The following is a 16,390-nucleotide window of genomic DNA, read 5'->3' as shown; positions in this document are numbered from 1 at the left end:
ATCACCGCTACCTGCCCTAGCAGGCCTCAGTTGCTGACCCATACGGGCGTCTATGCCCCGCAGCAGGATTCGCACCTGCTGATCGACACGATGGAATCCTCGGGCCTGGCCCGGCGGAGCAGGGTACTCGATCTGTGCACCGGGTCCGGGGTGGTGGCGATCGCGGCTGCTGAACTGGGCGCCGACAGCGTCACCGCGTACGACATCTGCCCGCGCGCCGTGCGCTGTTCGCGGGACAACGCTCGTGCCGCGGGAGTCGAGGTGGATATCCGGCACGGCCCGTGGACCGGCGCGCTGGCCTGCGAACCCTTCGACTTGGTCGTGTCCAACCCGCCCTATGTGCCCAGCCCGCGCCACAGCGGCCAAATCCCCGCCGCGGGCGGCCCGGAGTGGTCGTGGAACGGCGGCATCGATGGCCGGGTCATCCTCGACCCGCTGTGCCGCGCGGCCACCACGCTGCTACGCAGCGGCGGTTCGGTGCTGCTTGTACAGTCCGCACTGGCAGACGCCGGCCGGTCGCTGAAGGTGTTACGAGAAAGCGGTATGGATGCCAAGGTGGTGGCGTCCCAATGGATTCCGTTCGGCCCAGTGCTCTCATCGCGCGCCGACTGGCTGGAACGAACCGGGCGAATGCCCCGCGGCTGCCGGGAAGAGCAGCTGGTGGTGATCCGGGCGGACAAGCCGTGAGCGGCGACGGTACGCGCCTGGTGAAGCCGGTCCGCAACGGCCCGGTGCTGGTGTCGGGGCCGGTGCGCATCGAGACGCCCGATGGAGTGGTCGAATCGGATCGGTTCATGGTGGCCATCTGCACGTGCGGGCGCAGCGGCAACTACCCGTTATGTGACACCAGTCATCGCCGCCGGAACCGGTCCTCTCGCCGTGCCGAGGCCGAGGTCGTCAAGGCCGAATAGCTGCCGGGCGGGCCGACTTACCGGTCGGCGTCGTAGTCTTCCTCGGGCAGCGGAACGCTGATGGCCTGATCGATCACGTCCGCCGGATTGGCGTCGGTGTCGCCGGCGTTAGCTAGGACGGTCGGATCCAGTCGGTCGTCGTCGCTGGCGTCGACGGCGATGCGCTGTTCGGCGAGATCTGCTTCCGGGACTTCTTCGGTCGCTGGTAGCCGTTCAGGGTTGGTCATCATGACCCTTTCGTTTCCGCATTCGGGGTGGGTCCGCGCGTTGGGCGGCGAGCAGTGCATAGTCCGTTTTCAGTTGGGAATTGTCCGATTTGAGCCGGGTGTTGTCGGATTCCAGTCTGCTGTTGTCGGACTCCAACCGGGCGTTACGTGCTTCTAGGCCCAGGATCTGCCCGATACCCGCCACGTTGATGCCGATGTCTACCAGCTCCGTGATCCGTCGAAGCCGCGCAATATCGTCATCGCTGTAGCGACGCGTCCCGCCCGCGGTGCGCGCCGGGGTCAGCAGGCCGCGGCTCTCGTAGAGCCGCAAGGTCTGCGGACCGATTCCGGACAACTCAGCTGCCACCGAGATGCCGTACACCCCAAGCCCGGACCGGGCATTCATCGCGTCGGCCACTGCTCGTCGCTTCCACTCGTAGGAAAATCTTCGGACTCCGCTTGCGCAAAGCTACCACAGCTGCTATATAAAAATCTATGTCGGTGGACATAGATGATCTGCCGCAGTTCAAGGAGGTGGAGATGATGTTGATGCGTACCGACCCGTTCCGTGATCTCGACCGCTGGACCCAGCAGGTGCTGGGCACCGCGGCACGGCCGGCGGTCATGCCGATGGATGCCTGGCGTGACGGTGACCAGTTCATCGTCGAGTTCGACCTGCCTGGGGTGGCAGAGGATTCCCTCGATCTCGATGTCGAACGCAACGTGCTGACGGTGCATGCCGAGCGTCCTGGGCTGGACCAGAGCCGCGAGATGGTGTCCGCGGAACGGCCACGCGGTGTGTTCAGCCGCCAACTGTTCCTCGGCGACAATCTGGACGCCAGCCAGATCCAGGCCAGCTATCAAGACGGCGTGCTGAGGTTGACAATTCCGGTCGCCGAGAAGGCGAAGCCCCGGCGGATCAAGATCGCGAGTGGCCACGGCGAGCGGGCCATTGACGTCTGATCGAGAGGGGCCGGGCGACGGCCTTCGTCAAATGGTTGTCGGAAAGGGAGGTGATGGTATTAGGCGATCAACAGCGGGCGGTGACACGTGCGTCGCTCACAGCTATCCGACTATTGTGAGTGCGTTCGACGCAGACCGGGGCCTGCGTGCGCATAGCCACCGATGTGGCAGCGAAGTACGCTGAGCTGCAAGCGATGTCACCGCAGGGCTCGACGAGGCCCCGCTGCCGTCAGTGCTCTCCCCGGCAGCGGGCCTCGCCGGCCGAGAGGCCGATCAGGTACCACTGGGCGATAAGCGTCACGCCGTCGTCTCGATGCGAACGTTGGCGAAGTCCAGGAGGCTGACCAGCCGGTGCACGACTGCCCGATCGCTGCGCAGTAGCGCTGTTCGGCCGTGGGCGGCGCAGTAGCGGTCGAGCAGGCAGAGTTGCCGGTGCCCGACGAATTCCAGTTCCCGCGCGTCGATCTCGAGGACGTCCTGGGACAGCAGCGGCAGGACCCGCTGCAAGGTGGTGAGGAACAGCGGCTCGCTGGCGGCGTCGAGTGTGCCGGCTAGTGCGATGGCGTTGCGCCCAGCGGGCTGGGCATACAACTGGAACGGCACCGCGCTCGGGCCGGCCGCCGGGTGCAGACACAACAGCCCGGCCGCGGCATCACCGAGTTCAGCGACGTTGTAACCGCACATCGCCGCGACCGGCAGGGTGGAGATTCGCCGGTCTCCAAGGAATTCCAGGGCCGCTTGGGCGTCGCGTTGTGCGGGTGTGCGCACCACGGGCGTGACATCGATGACGAGCCGAAGGCCGCTGTAGCCGGCAGCGACTGCGGCGACCGCTGCCGCCGCATAGCGTTCGGTCATGCGCTCAGCGTCGACGACATCACCGCGGAACAGGTAGTGCTCCGGCACGGTCTTTACGTGTACCTCTCGCGAGCCACTTCCCAGCCCGGCGGCGGCCAAGGCGGCTCGCATGGTGGCCGGATCGTCCGCGCCGACGTAGGCGACTCGCTGGTCGAGGTTCAGACCGTCCGCGACATACTCTGCCGCGCGGTGCAGGAAATCAGCATGGTCCTGGTATTCCCAACCGATATGGCCGTACTCGCCCGTCCGGTCCGCCCGATACGCCCCCATCACGCCAACTTCCTCATTCGTAGATGCGCCTGCACCGTGGTACCGCTCGCCGCGGTGTGGATACGTACCAGGTCCGCGGTTGCATTGACCACGAACAGTCCGCATCCGTGGTCGTAGTCGTTGACGATCGCCCGCCGGCCGGCCAGCCGGTCGGTCATGCGGCCGGCATCGCGTGCCTGACAGATCAATTGGTCGTCCGCCGCCCACAGCAACAGAGTGCAGGGGCCTAGTCCGTGTTGCAGGCTGTTGGATGCCAGCTCGTTGACGATCAGCTGCAGGTCTGCGATGTCGGCGGTCGAGAATCCGAACCAGCGGGCGTACTTGGCGGAGAATTTGCGGGCGCCGGCCAGGTCGGTGAGCCGGTGCAGGGTATAGCTCGCCGCCATGGGGCTGCCGGGCAGCGGCTCGTTATAGCGCGTCCACGCGGCCTCGGGCGCGAAGCCGGCGCTGTTGCGCTCCGGGTGTCCGAAACGGCCCAGCCTTGGATGGGTGATCTCAGCGTCGACGAGAATGTCGGCGTCCAGACTTGCTGCGTCGTACGGGCAGAGCACGGTGATATCCCGGCCGGCGAACGCCTCGTTGACCAGCGCCTCATGCTGCACGCAGGCCGGATACTCCAGCTTCGACCGACCGCTCCAGACCGGCTCGCCGACCATCCGTACCGGTCCCGACGGGTGTCGGGCGGCGAACGCCTCCATGACACCGCCCAGTATGTGACTGGGGTTACGCCCGACCTGGGCCATATCGGACAGGCTCACCGACTCGACTGCTCCGGCGGGCAGGGCGTCACGAAGCAGCGACAGGTTGGGTTCTGGCACCGCCACCAAGACCGGAATTCCGGCGGCCACGCTGTCGGTGACGTAGGCCACCAGGTAGTCCAGATACTCCTGCGGTGACCGGTACAACAGCGCGATATGACGGAACACACCGCGATCAGTGCCGGCACCGACAGTCATCGCATGTGCCCCTGTCATCCGACGTGAACGGGCCGCAGAGCCACCCCAGGCCTACTGTTCGAAGCACGCCCGACTGGGTGTGGGCACGCCGCGGTCGGCTCAATACCAGTAACGCCGACCCGCGACCGGGCGACCGACCGCCCCCAGAATCCACAGTGCCGCGCCGACAACCAGCAGAATGACGCCGATCGTCCACAGGATGTTGATCTTGAAAATGAGCGCCAGAATGAGCAGGATCACTCCGAGGACAATCATCACCAATCCCTTTCTTAAACAATCAAACCGACCGCACCCAACGATGAGGGTTGCGGCAAATGACAGTCGGACACCACCGGGTTGAACCCGAGGTAGTTCAAAGGACCTGCCAACGTCGTGACAGCGATCGTTCCGGCATTAGCACAACTGGTTTGGCTCCCGTGGAAGTAGTCGCGCTGCCATGCCGCAAACACGCCGATTAGCAGCCAGATCAGCACAACTGCCCCGGCCAGTCCACCGAATCGCATCCGTCCTCCATTCATCTGTACCCGATCAGTTCCCCGTTCGACGGTTGTCCAAACCTGGAAATCAGTCCGGACGATGTTTGGTCGCCACGGGGCCGGGGTATCGCCGGGTTCAGCGGTACATCGGCGAACGGAACGGGGGTGCGCAGATGATGTTGCTGGAAACAGGCGAGTCCGGTGTGCGGGTGGGTAGCCACGAGGAATGGATCGGCGAAGCTGGCGATATCGTCGATCGGATGTTGCGCAATGTCGCGCATGGCCGCTTCGAAAGGTCTTTGTCGGCGCTGACGGCGGTCGCCGCGATGGTCACGACCGCGGAAATCTATCTTGAGCATTACAAGGCCGGGTTCGGCAACAAGTGGATGTGGAGCCCGGTTCTGGTCACGCCGCCGGTGGTGGTCGCCGGGATCGGTGGCGTGTCCTCGCGCCGCTGGGCCAAGCGCTGGCTGCCGTTGACCGCAGGGGTGTACGCCGCCAACGGCCTGCTGGGTGAGTACCTGCATGCTCGCGGGGTGGCTCGCAAGCCCGGCGGCTGGAAGATGGCGTCCTACAACGTCCCGATGGGGCCGCCGATCGCAGCGCCCGGCCTGATGGCCATGGTCGGCGGGATGGGCCTATTGGCCGCGGTGCTGCGCCGCGAACGCTGAGGTGCCCATGGCGGACACCTCGCGACCCGATCACCTGCCGAATCGGCGGGCAGATCGCCAACCTCCGCACCCGTCGTGGCTGCCCAAGCAACGCCGCGGAACCACACCGCAGATGATCGGCCGCTACCCCGACTTCGACGTGCTCGAGACGCAAGACAGCTGGGATGCGGCCACCCGGAAGGTAGTGCTGGCCCGGCTGGATCCGCCCGGCCCGCTGCGATTCTTCACCGCCGAGGAGGAACCCACGCTGCGGGCGTTCTGCGACATTGTGCTGGCGCAAGACAGCGAACCTCGCGTTCCGGTGGCCGAGTTCGTCGACGCCAAACTCGCCGACGGGCAACTCGACGGATATCAGTACGCGGACATGCCTGATGATCGCGACACCTGGCATCTGGTGCTCCGCGGCTTGGACGAGGCCGCCAGCGCGCAGTACGACAAGGCGTCGCTGGCACTGGCCGACGTGCCCAGCCAACTGGCGCTGGTGGGGCAGTTCTCCCGTGGCCAACTGCAGGGCGGAAGTTGGTCACAGCTCAACGTGAACCGAGCCTGGTCGGTGTGCATGCGGATGATGCTGACGGGGTTCTACTCCCATCCATGGGCGTGGAACGAGATCGGTTTCGGGGGGCCGGCCTACCCGCGCGGCTTCATGCGTTTAGGCGGTCCGAGCGGACCGTCGGCGGTGCGGGAACCGTTCGAAACCCGCGGTGCCGTCGCCAAAGACCCGGTGGAACTGGTGCAAGAAGAGGAATCGTAGTGGGCGATTTCTGGCGGGGCCTGCTCAAGGGGTCGCTGGGCCCTCCCGACAACGACTCACGGTTCTTGCTGGACGTGCAGTCGCGCCAACTGCCCGGCGAGAAGACCATGCGCCGCTATGCAACAGACGACGAAGTCGATCTGGTAGTCGTCGGTGCCGGGGCCGGCGGATCGGTGCTGGCGCAGCGCCTGGCACGGGCGGGCTGGCGCGTGGTGATCATCGAAGCGGGCCCGTTCTGGCATCCCGACACCGACTGGGTCTCCGATGAAGCCGGCTCCCACGCGCTGTACTGGACCCAGAAGCGCATCATCGGCGGGGCCGACCCGATCGAGTTGGGCAAGAACAACTCTGGTCGCGGAGTCGGCGGTTCGATGGTGCACTACGCCGGGTACTGCCCTCGGTTCCACCCCAGCGATCTGCGCACCCGCAGCCTCGATGGGGTCGGGGTGGACTGGCCCATCGACTACGAGGACATCCGCCGGCACTACGAGGTGCTGGAGGCCGAACTGCCGGTGGCAGGACAGAACTGGCCCTGGGGCTATCCCCACCGCTACCCGGCGTCGCCGCACCCGGTCTCCGGGGCCGCGTCAAAGCTCTGGGAGGGCGCGCGCAATCTGGGCATCGAGATGCGAGTGGGCCCGGTCGGAATCGTCAACGGCACCTTCGGAAACCGGCCGCACTGCATCTATCGCGGATACTGTCTGCAGGGCTGCAAGGTCAACGCCAAGGCCAGCCCCTATGTCACCCACCTGCCCGATGCGCTGGCCCACGGGGTAGAGATCCGCGCGGAGTGCATGGCTTGCCGGGTGGAGCTCGACGACACCGGGGCAGCTCGCGGTGTCGTCTACTACGACCGTCACGGCACCGAGCACCTGCAACGCGCCAAAGTGGTCGCGGTCGCCTGCTACTCGATCGAAACCCCGCGGCTGCTGCTCAATTCGATCAGCCCTCGGTTTCCGCACGGGTTGGGAAACAACACCGACATGGTGGGGCGCTACGTCATGGTGCAGGGCGCCGCCCAGACCGCGGGCCGCTGGTCGCAGGAGCTGCGGATGTACAAGGCACCTCCGCCGGAGGTGTCCAGCGAACAGTTCTACGAGACCGACGCCGCCCGGGGGTTCGCCCGCGGATTCTCCATCCAGACGGTGTCACCACTGCCCATCGGATGGGCCGAACATGTGCTTGCCGACGGACACTGGGGTCGGGCGCTGCGCGAATACATGCGCGACTACAACCACTGGAGCACGATCGGGGTGCTGAACGAGCTACTGCCACTGCCGGACAACCGGATCACGCTGGCCGATGAAACCGACAGCTACGGCATCCCGGTGGCCCGAATGGACTACACCCGGTGTGACAACGACAAGGCGAACATGGAGTACTCCACCAAAGTGATCACCGACATCCTGCACGCGGCCGGGGCGCAGGACGTGCTGACCATTCAGCGCTACGCCCACCTGATCGGCGGCGCCCGGATGGGGACCGCACCGGAGAATTCTGTCGTCGACGCCGACCACCGGGTCTGGGAGGTGCCCAATCTGTTCATCGCAGACGGCTCGGTGTGTCCGACCCAGGGCTCGGCCAACCCGGCGTTGACGATCATGGCACTGGCCTCCCGGCTCGCCGAGCGTCTGGCCGGGAAGAAACCGACACACAAGGGGGTTCGATGACTCAGACCGTCGTCATCACCGGAGCCAGCGCCGGCATCGGTCGCGCCGTCGCGCAGCTGTACGGCGAGCGCGGAGCCAAGGTGGCGTTACTCGCTCGCGGCGAGGCGGGATTGCGCGGCGCGGCAAGCGATGTCGAACAGGCCGGCGGCGCTGCGCTGGCCATTCCGACCGACGTCGCCGACTATTCGGCCGTCGAAGCCGCCGGCGATCGCGTCGAAGCCGAGTTCGGTCCGATCGACACCTGGATCAACGTCGCCTTCACTTCGGTGTTCGCCCCGTTCACCGAGATCGGGCCCGAGGAGTTCAAACGGGTGACCGAGGTCTGCTATCTCGGCTTCGTCTACGGCACCATGGTGGCGCTGGCGAAGATGAAGCCCCGCGATCACGGCACCATCGTGCAGGTCGGTTCCGCGCTGGGGGAGCGATCCATCCCGCTGCAATCGGCGTACTGCGGAGCCAAACACGCGATCAACGGATTCACCGAGTCAGTGCGGTCTGAACTGCTACACGACGGGTCCCGGGTGAACATCACTATCGTGCAGATGCCGGCGGTCAATACCCCGCAGTTCTCCTGGGTGCTCTCCCGACTGCCCCGGCACCCGCAGCCGGTGCCGCCGATCTACCAACCAGAGCTGGTGGCTCGGACCGTGCTGCGAGCCGCCGCGCGTCCGCGTCACAAGCAGTACTGGGTGGGCGACAGCACCGTGGCCACGCTGCTGGCGCAGAAGTTCGCCGCGCCGCTGCTCGACCGCTACCTGGCCCGCACCGGCTACGACTCGCAACAGACCAGCGAATACATCGACGGCGAGGCGACGCACAACCTGTGGGAGCCGGTGGACGCCGCCACCGACCATGGGGCGCGCGGGGAGTTCGACGACTCCTCACACGCGCACAGCCCGCAGATCTGGGCGGCCCGGCACCCGGGTCTGGTCGCCGCGACCGCGCTGGGGATGGCCGGAGCCGGCGTACTGGCCGCGCGGCGCCCGCGTTGAGCTGCCTCACAGGATGGGCTTGCCGCCAGTGACAGCAATACGGGCCCCGGAGATGTAGCTGGCGTCGTCCGAGGCAAGCAGCACGTAGGCGGACGCCAGTTCGGCCGGCTGACCGGCGCGGCCCAGCGGCACGTTGATACCAAGCCAGAAACGATGACGCGTAGGGGTTTGACGCAAAGGCGCGATGGCTAATCAGCGCCCACTATGTCTTCGAATACAGCAGGTGCCGGAATAGTCGTCGGAGTGGATGGGTCCGCGGCATCGCGGGCCGCCGTGCGGTGGGGAGCGCAGGAGGCCGAACGCCGTGCGCTACCGCTGACCCTGGTGCACGCCGCCTCCACCCGGTTGTCGCCTCTGATGGCCCGATGGGCGGTGTTCGGCCAGCATGAATTGCCGCACCGGCGCGTCCAACGGATTGTCGATGACGCCGTCGGTGTCGCCACGGACAGCGCTTCGGACGGCGCGCCCGCGCAGCTGAACACCCAAGTGGAGTTCACCGATCCGGTTGACGCGCTGGAGGATTTGTCCCGGCGAGCTGATCTGGTCGTTGTCGGATCGAGCGGCCGTTGGCGGTTGTGGCATCTGCTGTTCGGCTCGGTCGGCGCGGAGCTGACGTCACGCTGCCACTGCCCACTGACCGTACTGGACGAGGACGACTTGGCGCTGCAGCAGCCCTCGGCCGCCTCAGATGCCGCGGGACAGGTCGATCCGACGGGCTGGTGACGGTCGGCCCCGCGCATACCCGCGAAGTACACCGAGATGAATGGGGCACTGCCGGTGAGCAATTGACCCAAGCGTTCAGCATTCACGATTATTCGGCTTGCCTGATCGTCGTGCCGACGAATGTGGACGCCCCCGAAATGGTTGCTCAGCCGTGGCAGGGGGTAACCAACTCCGATCGCAGTCGGTGATTGGAGGTCTCATGCCCAAGACGACGAAGAGCGGCACCGTCAAGCGCGGCGAGTTGCCCAGCACGCTGCAGCGCTCCGGCGCCAAGGCGCAACGCACCTTCGCCAAAGCGCACGACGCCGCCGCCAAGGAGTACGGCAGCGAGCAGCGCGCGCACCGGGTCGCCTATGCGGCGCTCAAGCACAGTTTCGAAAAGGTCGGGGACCATTGGGAGCCCAAAAAGAAGCGCGGCCCGTCGGATAAGCGCGCGGCCGGAGGCGGCCCGAACAACTCCGGACCGTCCGCGGAGGGCGTCGACGCAAACGCCAGCAAGCAGCATCTGCTGGACGTCGCCCGCCGGCTGGACATTCACGGACGATCGACGATGCGGAAATCCGAACTGGTCACGGCGATCAAGAAGCACAACCGCCGTGTCCGCGGTAAATAGCCCGCTGACGGGAGTTTTAGGCGAAACGCTGCTGTGGTGGCTGGCCACCGGCGCGGTGTGGGTGGTGACGCTGACAGCGCGGACCACCCAAGAGTTGGTCGCCGCGGCCGTGTGCACGCTGCCGTGTGCGGTGGCTGCCCGCGCCGCACGGCGGGCCAACGGCGGCAACTGGCGGTTTCGACCGGCATGGCTGCGCTGGGCGCCTGCTGTTGCCAGTGAGCTGCTGGCACAACCGGCCCAGGTGTGGGCCTACGTCCTGATCCCGTCACGGCGTCCCCGGTCGACGGTCGGCTCGGTGACATTGCCCCGGGAGCCGGCAGCGGTGGCGGCCGCCCGCAGTGCTGCCGCAACCATGACGCTGGCCACCACCCCGGGAACAGTGGTGCTCGACGCGGCTGCGCACTCGGTGCGGGTACACCGGGTCGGGCAGCGACCGGGCGCGCTGGAGAGGGTGGTGCAGCGGTGAGCCCGGGCGAGCTGGCCGCACTGGCGCTGCAGGCCGGGGTGTTCATGCCGGGAGTGTGGATGGCCTCGCGAGGTGCACCCCGGCGGCGCTTGGTCGGGCTGGAATTCGCCGGTGTCGGCGCCATTGCCACCTTGATGGTGCTGGCCGCCTCGTGGCACCAGGACTGGACCCTGATCGTTCCACTGGTGTTGGTGCTGATCACCTTTCCCGGAACCTTGGTCTACACCCGGCTGCTGGCGAGCAAGCCATGATCGCCTGGGTGTTGATCTTCGGTGGCATCTCGGTCATGGCGAGCTGCGCGGTGGGGGCAGCGGCGCTCGGTGCGGTGTTGGACCGGCTGCACCTGCTCAGCGTCGCCACGTCTGTCGGCTTCCCGCTGACCGGGCTGGGGCTGATCGTGCAACGCGGCCTCTCCGAAGCGTCGGTGATGGTCTTGCTGATCACCGCGCTGGTGTTGCTGACCGCGCCGGTGATGTCGGCGGCCACCGCCCGGCTGACCGCCCACGAAGCCGGTGTGGTGGAAGCCGACTCGCCGTCATGACCACCCTGGTCCTGTTCTCGCTCACGACGGTCGGCATCATCGGGACCATCGTCGCGCTGACCGGCGAGCCGCAGCGGCAGGCGATCATGTTGTCGGTCTTCGGCTTGGCCCTCACGGTCTTGTTCGTGCTGCTGCAGGCGCCCGACGTGGCGTTGTCCCAGTTGCTGATCGGCGGTGTGGTGGTGCCGTTGATGGTGATGCTCACCGTGCGTACGGTGCAGCGCCGGCACCGGGAGATCGGCCGGTGAGCCACGCTGGGCGCACAGCGCTGTTCCTGGCCGGGGCGGCCGGACTGGGGATTCTGCTGGCGCTGGGATTCGCCGACCTGCCCGCGTTCGGGCAGGCGCATCACGTTTACCGCGATCTTGCGGTGCGGGCAGCGTTTTCGCACGCCACCGCCAACGTGGTGGCATCGGTGAACTTCGACCAGCGCGCGCTGGACACGCTCGGTGAGGAGACCATTCTGGTCGCCTCGGTGACCGGTGTGATGGCCCTGCTGCGGCCGGCCGTCGAGGAGCGCGAGTATCACAACTCAGGTCGCCGGACTGCCCTGGAGGCCACCCGGTTCGTCGGATATCTCCTGCTGCCGGTGACCCTGGCGGTGGGTGTCGACGTTGTGGTGCACGGGCATCTGACCCCGGGTGGGGGTTTCCAGGGCGGCGTACTGCTGGCTTCCGGTCTGCACCTGCTCTACATCACCGGAAGCTTCCGGGCGCTGGATCGGCTGCGGCCGGTCAACGTCTTCGACGTCGGGGAGGCGCTGGGCGCAGCAGCGTTCGCCGCGATCGGCGTCACCGCCCTGGTCGCCGGCGGAGCATTCCTGCTCAACGTATTGCCGACCGGCACCCGAGGCCAGTTGCTGTCCGCGGGGACGGTACCGCTGCTCAACGCCGCGGTCGGTATCGCGGTGGCGTGCGGCATGACCGTACTGCTGGCGCAGTTCCTGGCCCAGGAGATCACTGTCGCACCGCGACGGGAGGGATCGTGAGCAGCTACATATACGGCGTGGCGGGCTGGCTGGTACTGGTCGGAGCCTTCGGAATCATGCGCAGCCACAACCTGATTCACGCAGTGGTATGCCTGTCGGTGGCGCAGGCGGGCACCTACCTGTTGCTGTTGACCGTCGGCTACCAGCACGGCGCGGCGCCGCCGATCTTCGTCGATTCTCCCGGGCCGACTGCTGTGGTCGACCCCGTGGTCCAGGCGATGACACTCACCGACATCGTCATTCAGGCCACCGTCACCGCATTGCTTCTGGCACTGGCCATTCAGGTCCACAAGCGCCACCACACCTTGGATCCGGATCAGCTGTCGGCATTGCGGGGCTGAATCACCGTGCCGGCCGCCAACGCCGCTTTGTTGCCACTGCTGGTCGCGGTGCCGATCCTGGCGGCATGTCTGTTGCTGGCGCTGAGCGGCAGGGTGACTCGGTCGGTGGCCAATACGTTGGTGCTGGCGGTCGCGGCGGCCTGCACTGCGGGTGCCGGCTGCGCGTTGGTAGCGGCGTCGGGCCGCACGGTGGTGGCCTGGGTTGGTGACTGGCCCCCGCATTCCGGCCTGGCGGTCGGCATCGCCATGGCCGCCGATCCACTCTCGGCGGGACTGGCGGTGCTGGCCGGCTCCCTGACCGTGTGCGCGGCGCTCTACAGTCGCCGCGGTCTCGACGAGGCCGGCACGCGCTTCGGCGCGCTGCTGTTGATCTTCCTGGCGGCGATGAACGGCTTCGTGCTGGCATCCGACCTGTTCAACCTGTTCGTGTTCCTCGAGTTGATGGGTGCGGTCGGCTACGCCCTGACCGGCATCAAGATCGAGGATCGCTCGGCGATCCAGGGGGCACTCAACTTCGGGATCATTCAGTCGCTGAGCGCGTGTGTGACCCTGATCGGCATCACCTTGCTCTACGCCCGTGGCGGCCAGTTGGGGATGGCCCAGCTGGGTGCGGCACTGCGCTCGACGTCCGCGGGAGGCCCGCCCGACGCCCTGGTGGTGGCCGCCTTCGTACTGGTGTCGGCGGCACTGCTGGTCAAGGCCGCCATTGTGCCGCTGCACTTCTGGCTGGCCGACGCGCACGCGGTCGCCCCGGCCGGCGTGTGCGTGTTGTTCTCCGGGGTCATGGTCGAGCTGGGCCTCTACGGGCTGTGGCGGGCGTATTGGGAGGTGTTCGCCGGTGTGCTGCCGCCTTCGGTGATCAGCCGGGTCTTCGTGGTGGCGGGTGCGCTGACCGCAGCCGTCGGCGCGGTGATGTGCCTGCTGCAGCGCCACCTCAAGCGGCTGCTGGCCTATTCCACCATCGGCCACATGGGGTTGTCGCTGGTGGCCACCGCGACCTTGAGCGCCCACGGGGTGGCCGGTGCGGCGGTCTACCTGGTCGGCCACGCCGGGGCTAAGTCGGCGCTGTTCCTGATCGTGGGGGTGTTGCTGGACCGTCACCACAGCGTCGACGAATGGGAGTTGGCGGGACGCGGCCGGGGCCAGCCGCTGCTGGCGGCCTGCTTCGGCACCGCGGCCGTCGCCCTGGCGGGCCTGCCTCCGTTCGGCACGGCACTCGGCAAGACCCTCTGCGAGGAGGCCGTCGGCAGCGGGTGGGGATCGGCACTGTTCCTGGGGGTTTCGGCACTGACGGGCGGCGCCGTGCTGCGGGCCGGCATCCGTTGTTTCACCGGTATCGGCGGACGAACCGAGCCGTCCGACGACGTGGCCTCCGGGCGCCGCACCCGCGGCGATGAGGAACCCGACACCTGGCTGCGGCGAACACCGCTGAGCATGTATGTGGCGATCGGGTTGCTGCTGGCCGGCTGCCTGGCTGCCGGCCTGCTGCCCGGGGTCGCGCGCGGAGCGCAGAGCGCCGCGGCACGTTTCGTCGAAGCGGGCGCGGTGGCCGCTGCGTCGGGTCCGGGCTGGTCGGTGGCCGGGGCCGGTATGAGCGCCCTTGGCGCGCTCGCGGCGGCGGGAGTGGCGGCCGCCGGGCTGTACCGCTGGACTCCAGCGGTGCGTCGGGCTGCCACCGCTGTTGCCGCACCAGCGCTCAGTGCGTTGCGCGCCGCACACTCCGGGCACGTCGGGGACTACGTCGCGTGGATGTTCGCCGCGCTGGCAGCGCTGGCCGCCGCTATCGGATTGCCGCTGACCTGATACACGCTGTAAGGCGCGCGGAGCAGTGGTCGGGCCACATTGCGTACCGCGACGCCACCGGCGGTGCGGCCCTTCTCGGTTCCGGCGTGGGCGTGACCGTGCACCGCCAGGTCGGCTCCGGATTCGTCGATGGCCTCGGCCAGCAGACACGAGCCCAGAAATGGATAGATCTCCGGTGGCTCGCCGTGCAGCGTGTCGGCGACGGGAGAGTAGTGCAGCAGTGCGATCCGATAGTCCGTGCGCAGTGCGCGCAGACCGTCACGCAGCTGATCGGAAGCGGTCTGCGTGGCGCCGACGAACGCCTTCATCTCGGGCTCCCCGAAGGCTGTCGCGCATCTGCCGGCGAAGCCGCCACCGAACCCTTTCACTCCGGCCACGCCGACCCGCTGCCGGTGCACCTCGATGGTGTGGGTCTCGCCTTCCAGGACGGCGATCCCGGCGTCGCGCAGTGCCGCGGTGATCTCGTTCTGCTGATTCTGGTGGTAGTCGTGGTTGCCGAGCACGCACACCACCGGCACCGGGCAGCCCCGCAGTTCGTCGGCGACCACCTGGCCCTCGGCGGTGGTCCCGTGGCGGGTCAGGTCGCCGGCGACCAGCAGCATGTCGGCACGGGCGTCGATGTCGTGCCAGTGCATGGTGCCGCGCGAGTCCTCACCCAGATGAATGTCACCCACGGCTGCTACCCGAATCACCCGGTCACCTGCTCTGCGGGTTCGAACAGCTGCACCACTTCGATCTCGTTCACCACATTTCGCGCACCCACGATGCGCCGAACAGCCGATTCGATCGCCGCTCGGCGCTGCGGCCCGTTGACCGATCCGGTCAGGCGCACCGAGTCGTCGTTGATCTCGATGCCGATCCCCAGCTCGCCGATCGCGGGGTCTTCGGCGAGCCTCCGCCGTACGACGGCGACCAGATGGGCGGGTGGCTGCGGCCGCTCGATGTTGTCGTCGTCAACGATGGACAGCCCACGCAGCAGGTGGCAGAAGGCCTCGGCGAACGGGGAATTCCGCAGCCGCCGGCGCACTTGCGGCCAATCCACCTGTTCACGCAGGACTCGCGCGACAATGAGAAGCTCGGCGAAATCGCAACGGTGACAGTCCAGCACCGCGAGCTTCTGCACCATCAGTTCGGTGGCGGTGATGACCCGGACGATCACCGACCCGACCTGAATCGGCGGGGCGTTGGAGATGGTGTCGGCGCTGATCGGGGTCTCGCCGAGGTGATGGATCAGGTCCACCAGCACCTCGCCGTCGAAGACCTTGAGCAGCCAGTCTTCCGGCGGCTGAACCCGTGACATACCGGCCTCGGCGAGCACTATCGCCGCACGCTCGGCTTCGGACGGTTCGACCAGCAGGTCGATGTCGTGGTGGGAGTGCGGACCGCCGCGGGCGTATACCGCCGCGCCGCCGGCCAGGGCGAACGGTACATCGGCTCGATGCAGCGCCCCGACTGCCCGGGTCAGGGTGGTCAGGAACGTGGATTCATCCATGGTCGTCTCGCCCCTCAGCCAAGCCGGCGATCGGCGACTGATCGAGGTGCTCCAGCAGATCCGCGGCGTTGTCGAAAACCGCGGCCGCACCGGCCGTTTCCAGTTCGTCGCGGGAGACGCCGCCACTGAGCAGACCGATGCTGGGCACTCCCGCGCGCACGCATGCGTGGGCATCCCAAACCGCGTCGCCCACAAAGACGGCGCGCTCCGCCGCTGCACCGACCCGGTCCAGTGCAATCTCGATGATGTCCGGATTCGGCTTCGCGATGTCGACGTCAGCCGACGAGGTGACCGCTGCGACAAGGTCGTCGCAGCCAAGCACCTTGCGCAGCACCGCCAACTCGTCCTCGGGGGCCGAGGTAGCCAGCACCACCGGAAGACCAAGGGCCGCTATGTGTTCCAGCAGCTTCCGGGCACCCGGTAGCGGCGACAGCAGCGCCGATGACTGTAGGTAGAACTGCGAGTGCAGGTCTTTGAGACGGCTTCGGACGTCCTCGGGAGCGTCGTCGGAGAGCAGGCGCACCAGCGCGGACCCGTCCATTCCGATGGCCCGGTGAATGCGCCACGACTCCACCTCGAAGTGTAGCTCGTCGAACGCACGCCGCCAGGCGTGTACGTGCAGATAGTTGGAGTCGACCAGGGTGCCGTCAACGTCGAACAACACAGCCGATTGGGCGCTCACGCTCGTCTCCTCTCGCT

Annotated in this window: 25 protein-coding genes and 1 pseudogene; 16 read left to right on the top strand and 10 right to left on the bottom strand. The window is 67.3% G+C overall.

Annotated features, from left to right (window positions below; all coding sequences use genetic code 11):
- Together N416_RS0107565 and N416_RS0107560 are read left to right on the top strand one after the other, a co-directional pair.
- The gene (locus N416_RS0107565; RefSeq protein WP_024441513.1) at positions 1 to 687 is read left to right on the top strand and encodes a HemK2/MTQ2 family protein methyltransferase; all 687 of its coding nucleotides are present in this window, start codon (positions 1 to 3) and stop codon (positions 685 to 687) included.
- Positions 684 to 911: a CDGSH iron-sulfur domain-containing protein gene (locus N416_RS0107560; RefSeq protein WP_024441512.1), complete on the top strand. Its 228-nt coding sequence runs from the start codon at positions 684 to 686 to the stop codon at positions 909 to 911. The genes N416_RS0107565 and N416_RS0107560 overlap by 4 nt, the downstream gene beginning before the upstream one ends.
- Positions 912 to 928: 17 nt before the next feature.
- Here N416_RS0107560 and N416_RS0107555 read toward each other — a convergent pair whose 3' ends face one another.
- The gene (locus tag N416_RS0107555) at positions 929 to 1,141 is read right to left on the bottom strand and encodes a hypothetical protein (protein WP_024441511.1); all 213 of its coding nucleotides are present in this window, start codon (positions 1,139 to 1,141) and stop codon (positions 929 to 931) included.
- A complete protein-coding gene (locus N416_RS0107550) occupies positions 1,125 to 1,523 on the bottom strand; it encodes a helix-turn-helix transcriptional regulator (protein ID WP_036457530.1) in 399 nt (132 codons plus the stop codon). The genes N416_RS0107555 and N416_RS0107550 overlap by 17 nt, the downstream gene beginning before the upstream one ends.
- A gap of 134 nt (positions 1,524 to 1,657) precedes the next feature.
- Here N416_RS0107550 and N416_RS0107545 point away from each other — a divergent pair, with 134 nt between their 5' ends.
- Positions 1,658 to 2,080, top strand: coding sequence for an Hsp20/alpha crystallin family protein (locus N416_RS0107545; RefSeq protein ID WP_024441509.1), 423 nt, complete (start codon positions 1,658 to 1,660; stop codon positions 2,078 to 2,080).
- Positions 2,081 to 2,377: 297 nt separating this feature from the next.
- Here the strand turns inward: N416_RS0107545 and N416_RS22095 are convergent, their stop codons facing one another.
- From N416_RS22095 to N416_RS0107525, 4 genes are all read right to left on the bottom strand, one after another.
- Positions 2,378 to 3,205, bottom strand: coding sequence for an MEDS domain-containing protein (locus N416_RS22095; protein WP_024441508.1), 828 nt, complete (start codon positions 3,203 to 3,205; stop codon positions 2,378 to 2,380).
- Positions 3,205 to 4,161: a sensor histidine kinase gene (locus N416_RS0107535; RefSeq protein ID WP_024441507.1), complete on the bottom strand. Its 957-nt coding sequence runs from the start codon at positions 4,159 to 4,161 to the stop codon at positions 3,205 to 3,207. The genes N416_RS22095 and N416_RS0107535 overlap by 1 nt, the downstream gene beginning before the upstream one ends.
- A 99-nt stretch (positions 4,162 to 4,260) precedes the next feature.
- On the bottom strand, positions 4,261 to 4,416 hold the full coding sequence (locus tag N416_RS23475; protein WP_196805112.1) for a DUF6131 family protein: 156 nt from the start codon (positions 4,414 to 4,416) through the stop codon (positions 4,261 to 4,263).
- Positions 4,417 to 4,430: 14 nt separating this feature from the next.
- On the bottom strand, positions 4,431 to 4,664 hold the full coding sequence (locus tag N416_RS0107525) for a hypothetical protein (RefSeq protein WP_081654490.1): 234 nt from the start codon (positions 4,662 to 4,664) through the stop codon (positions 4,431 to 4,433).
- A gap of 233 nt (positions 4,665 to 4,897) precedes the next feature.
- Here N416_RS0107525 and N416_RS0107520 point away from each other — a divergent pair, with 233 nt between their 5' ends.
- From N416_RS0107520 to N416_RS0107505, 4 genes are read left to right on the top strand one after another with little or no spacing between them, the layout of a single operon-like run.
- Positions 4,898 to 5,308, top strand: coding sequence for a hypothetical protein (locus N416_RS0107520; RefSeq protein WP_369797585.1), 411 nt, complete (start codon positions 4,898 to 4,900; stop codon positions 5,306 to 5,308).
- 7 nt (positions 5,309 to 5,315) lie between these two features.
- On the top strand, positions 5,316 to 6,062 hold the full coding sequence (locus N416_RS0107515) for a gluconate 2-dehydrogenase subunit 3 family protein (RefSeq protein ID WP_024441504.1): 747 nt from the start codon (positions 5,316 to 5,318) through the stop codon (positions 6,060 to 6,062).
- Positions 6,062 to 7,732, top strand: coding sequence for a GMC family oxidoreductase (locus N416_RS0107510; protein ID WP_024441503.1), 1,671 nt, complete (start codon positions 6,062 to 6,064; stop codon positions 7,730 to 7,732). The genes N416_RS0107515 and N416_RS0107510 overlap by 1 nt, the downstream gene beginning before the upstream one ends.
- Entirely contained in the window at positions 7,729 to 8,724 is a 996-nt protein-coding gene (locus tag N416_RS0107505; protein ID WP_024441502.1) for an SDR family oxidoreductase, read from the top strand. Before N416_RS0107510 ends, N416_RS0107505 begins: the two co-directional genes overlap by 4 nt.
- Positions 8,725 to 8,730: 6 nt before the next feature.
- Here N416_RS0107505 and N416_RS23165 read toward each other — a convergent pair.
- A pseudogene (locus tag N416_RS23165) lies at positions 8,731 to 8,865 on the bottom strand (SDR family oxidoreductase); the annotation flags it as partial.
- 102 nt (positions 8,866 to 8,967) lie between these two features.
- Between N416_RS23165 and N416_RS21405 the strand changes: the two are divergent.
- The 9 genes from N416_RS21405 to N416_RS0107455 all read left to right on the top strand — a co-directional run bounded on the left by N416_RS21405 (position 8,968) and on the right by N416_RS0107455 (position 14,199).
- Positions 8,968 to 9,447: a universal stress protein gene (locus tag N416_RS21405; RefSeq protein WP_051190207.1), complete on the top strand. Its 480-nt coding sequence runs from the start codon at positions 8,968 to 8,970 to the stop codon at positions 9,445 to 9,447.
- Positions 9,448 to 9,646: 199 nt separating this feature from the next.
- Positions 9,647 to 10,060, top strand: a complete 414-nt coding sequence (locus tag N416_RS0107490) for a ChaB family protein (protein ID WP_024441500.1) — start codon at positions 9,647 to 9,649, stop codon at positions 10,058 to 10,060.
- A complete protein-coding gene (locus N416_RS0107485; protein WP_196805111.1) occupies positions 10,044 to 10,526 on the top strand; it encodes a Na+/H+ antiporter subunit E in 483 nt (160 codons plus the stop codon). Before N416_RS0107490 ends, N416_RS0107485 begins: the two co-directional genes overlap by 17 nt.
- Positions 10,523 to 10,777: a monovalent cation/H+ antiporter complex subunit F gene (locus N416_RS0107480; RefSeq protein ID WP_024441498.1), complete on the top strand. Its 255-nt coding sequence runs from the start codon at positions 10,523 to 10,525 to the stop codon at positions 10,775 to 10,777. Before N416_RS0107485 ends, N416_RS0107480 begins: the two co-directional genes overlap by 4 nt.
- Positions 10,774 to 11,067: a monovalent cation/H(+) antiporter subunit G gene (locus tag N416_RS0107475; RefSeq protein WP_024441497.1), complete on the top strand. Its 294-nt coding sequence runs from the start codon at positions 10,774 to 10,776 to the stop codon at positions 11,065 to 11,067. Before N416_RS0107480 ends, N416_RS0107475 begins: the two co-directional genes overlap by 4 nt.
- The gene (locus tag N416_RS0107470; RefSeq protein WP_024441496.1) at positions 11,064 to 11,315 is read left to right on the top strand and encodes a hydrogenase subunit MbhD domain-containing protein; all 252 of its coding nucleotides are present in this window, start codon (positions 11,064 to 11,066) and stop codon (positions 11,313 to 11,315) included. The genes N416_RS0107475 and N416_RS0107470 overlap by 4 nt, the downstream gene beginning before the upstream one ends.
- Complete coding sequence (locus N416_RS0107465; RefSeq protein WP_024441495.1) at positions 11,312 to 12,055, top strand: MnhB domain-containing protein; 744 nt, start codon at positions 11,312 to 11,314, stop codon at positions 12,053 to 12,055. The genes N416_RS0107470 and N416_RS0107465 overlap by 4 nt, the downstream gene beginning before the upstream one ends.
- Positions 12,052 to 12,396 carry a sodium:proton antiporter gene (locus tag N416_RS0107460; RefSeq protein ID WP_024441494.1) on the top strand — a complete coding sequence of 115 codons (345 nt, stop codon included), beginning with the start codon at positions 12,052 to 12,054 and terminating at the stop codon, positions 12,394 to 12,396. Before N416_RS0107465 ends, N416_RS0107460 begins: the two co-directional genes overlap by 4 nt.
- A 6-nt stretch (positions 12,397 to 12,402) precedes the next feature.
- Complete coding sequence (locus N416_RS0107455) at positions 12,403 to 14,199, top strand: complex I subunit 5 family protein (protein ID WP_024441493.1); 1,797 nt, start codon at positions 12,403 to 12,405, stop codon at positions 14,197 to 14,199.
- Here N416_RS0107455 and N416_RS0107450 read toward each other — a convergent pair.
- From N416_RS0107450 to N416_RS0107440, 3 genes are read right to left on the bottom strand one after another with little or no spacing between them, the layout of a single operon-like run.
- The gene (locus N416_RS0107450; RefSeq protein ID WP_024441492.1) at positions 14,133 to 14,891 is read right to left on the bottom strand and encodes a metallophosphoesterase; all 759 of its coding nucleotides are present in this window, start codon (positions 14,889 to 14,891) and stop codon (positions 14,133 to 14,135) included. The two genes, N416_RS0107455 and N416_RS0107450, sit on opposite strands and share 67 nt — an antisense overlap.
- Entirely contained in the window at positions 14,888 to 15,691 is an 804-nt protein-coding gene (locus N416_RS0107445; RefSeq protein ID WP_024441491.1) for a BON domain-containing protein, read from the bottom strand. The genes N416_RS0107450 and N416_RS0107445 overlap by 4 nt, the downstream gene beginning before the upstream one ends.
- Entirely contained in the window at positions 15,684 to 16,373 is a 690-nt protein-coding gene (locus tag N416_RS0107440; protein WP_024441490.1) for an HAD family hydrolase, read from the bottom strand. Before N416_RS0107440 ends, N416_RS0107445 begins: the two co-directional genes overlap by 8 nt.
- Positions 16,374 to 16,390 lie beyond the last annotated feature (17 nt).

This window comes from Mycobacterium sp. UM_WGJ, from assembly GCF_000455125.1.
In the GTDB taxonomy this organism is placed as follows: Bacteria; Actinomycetota; Actinomycetes; order Mycobacteriales; family Mycobacteriaceae; genus Mycobacterium.
This window is presented reverse-complemented; position numbering and strand designations above follow the sequence as displayed.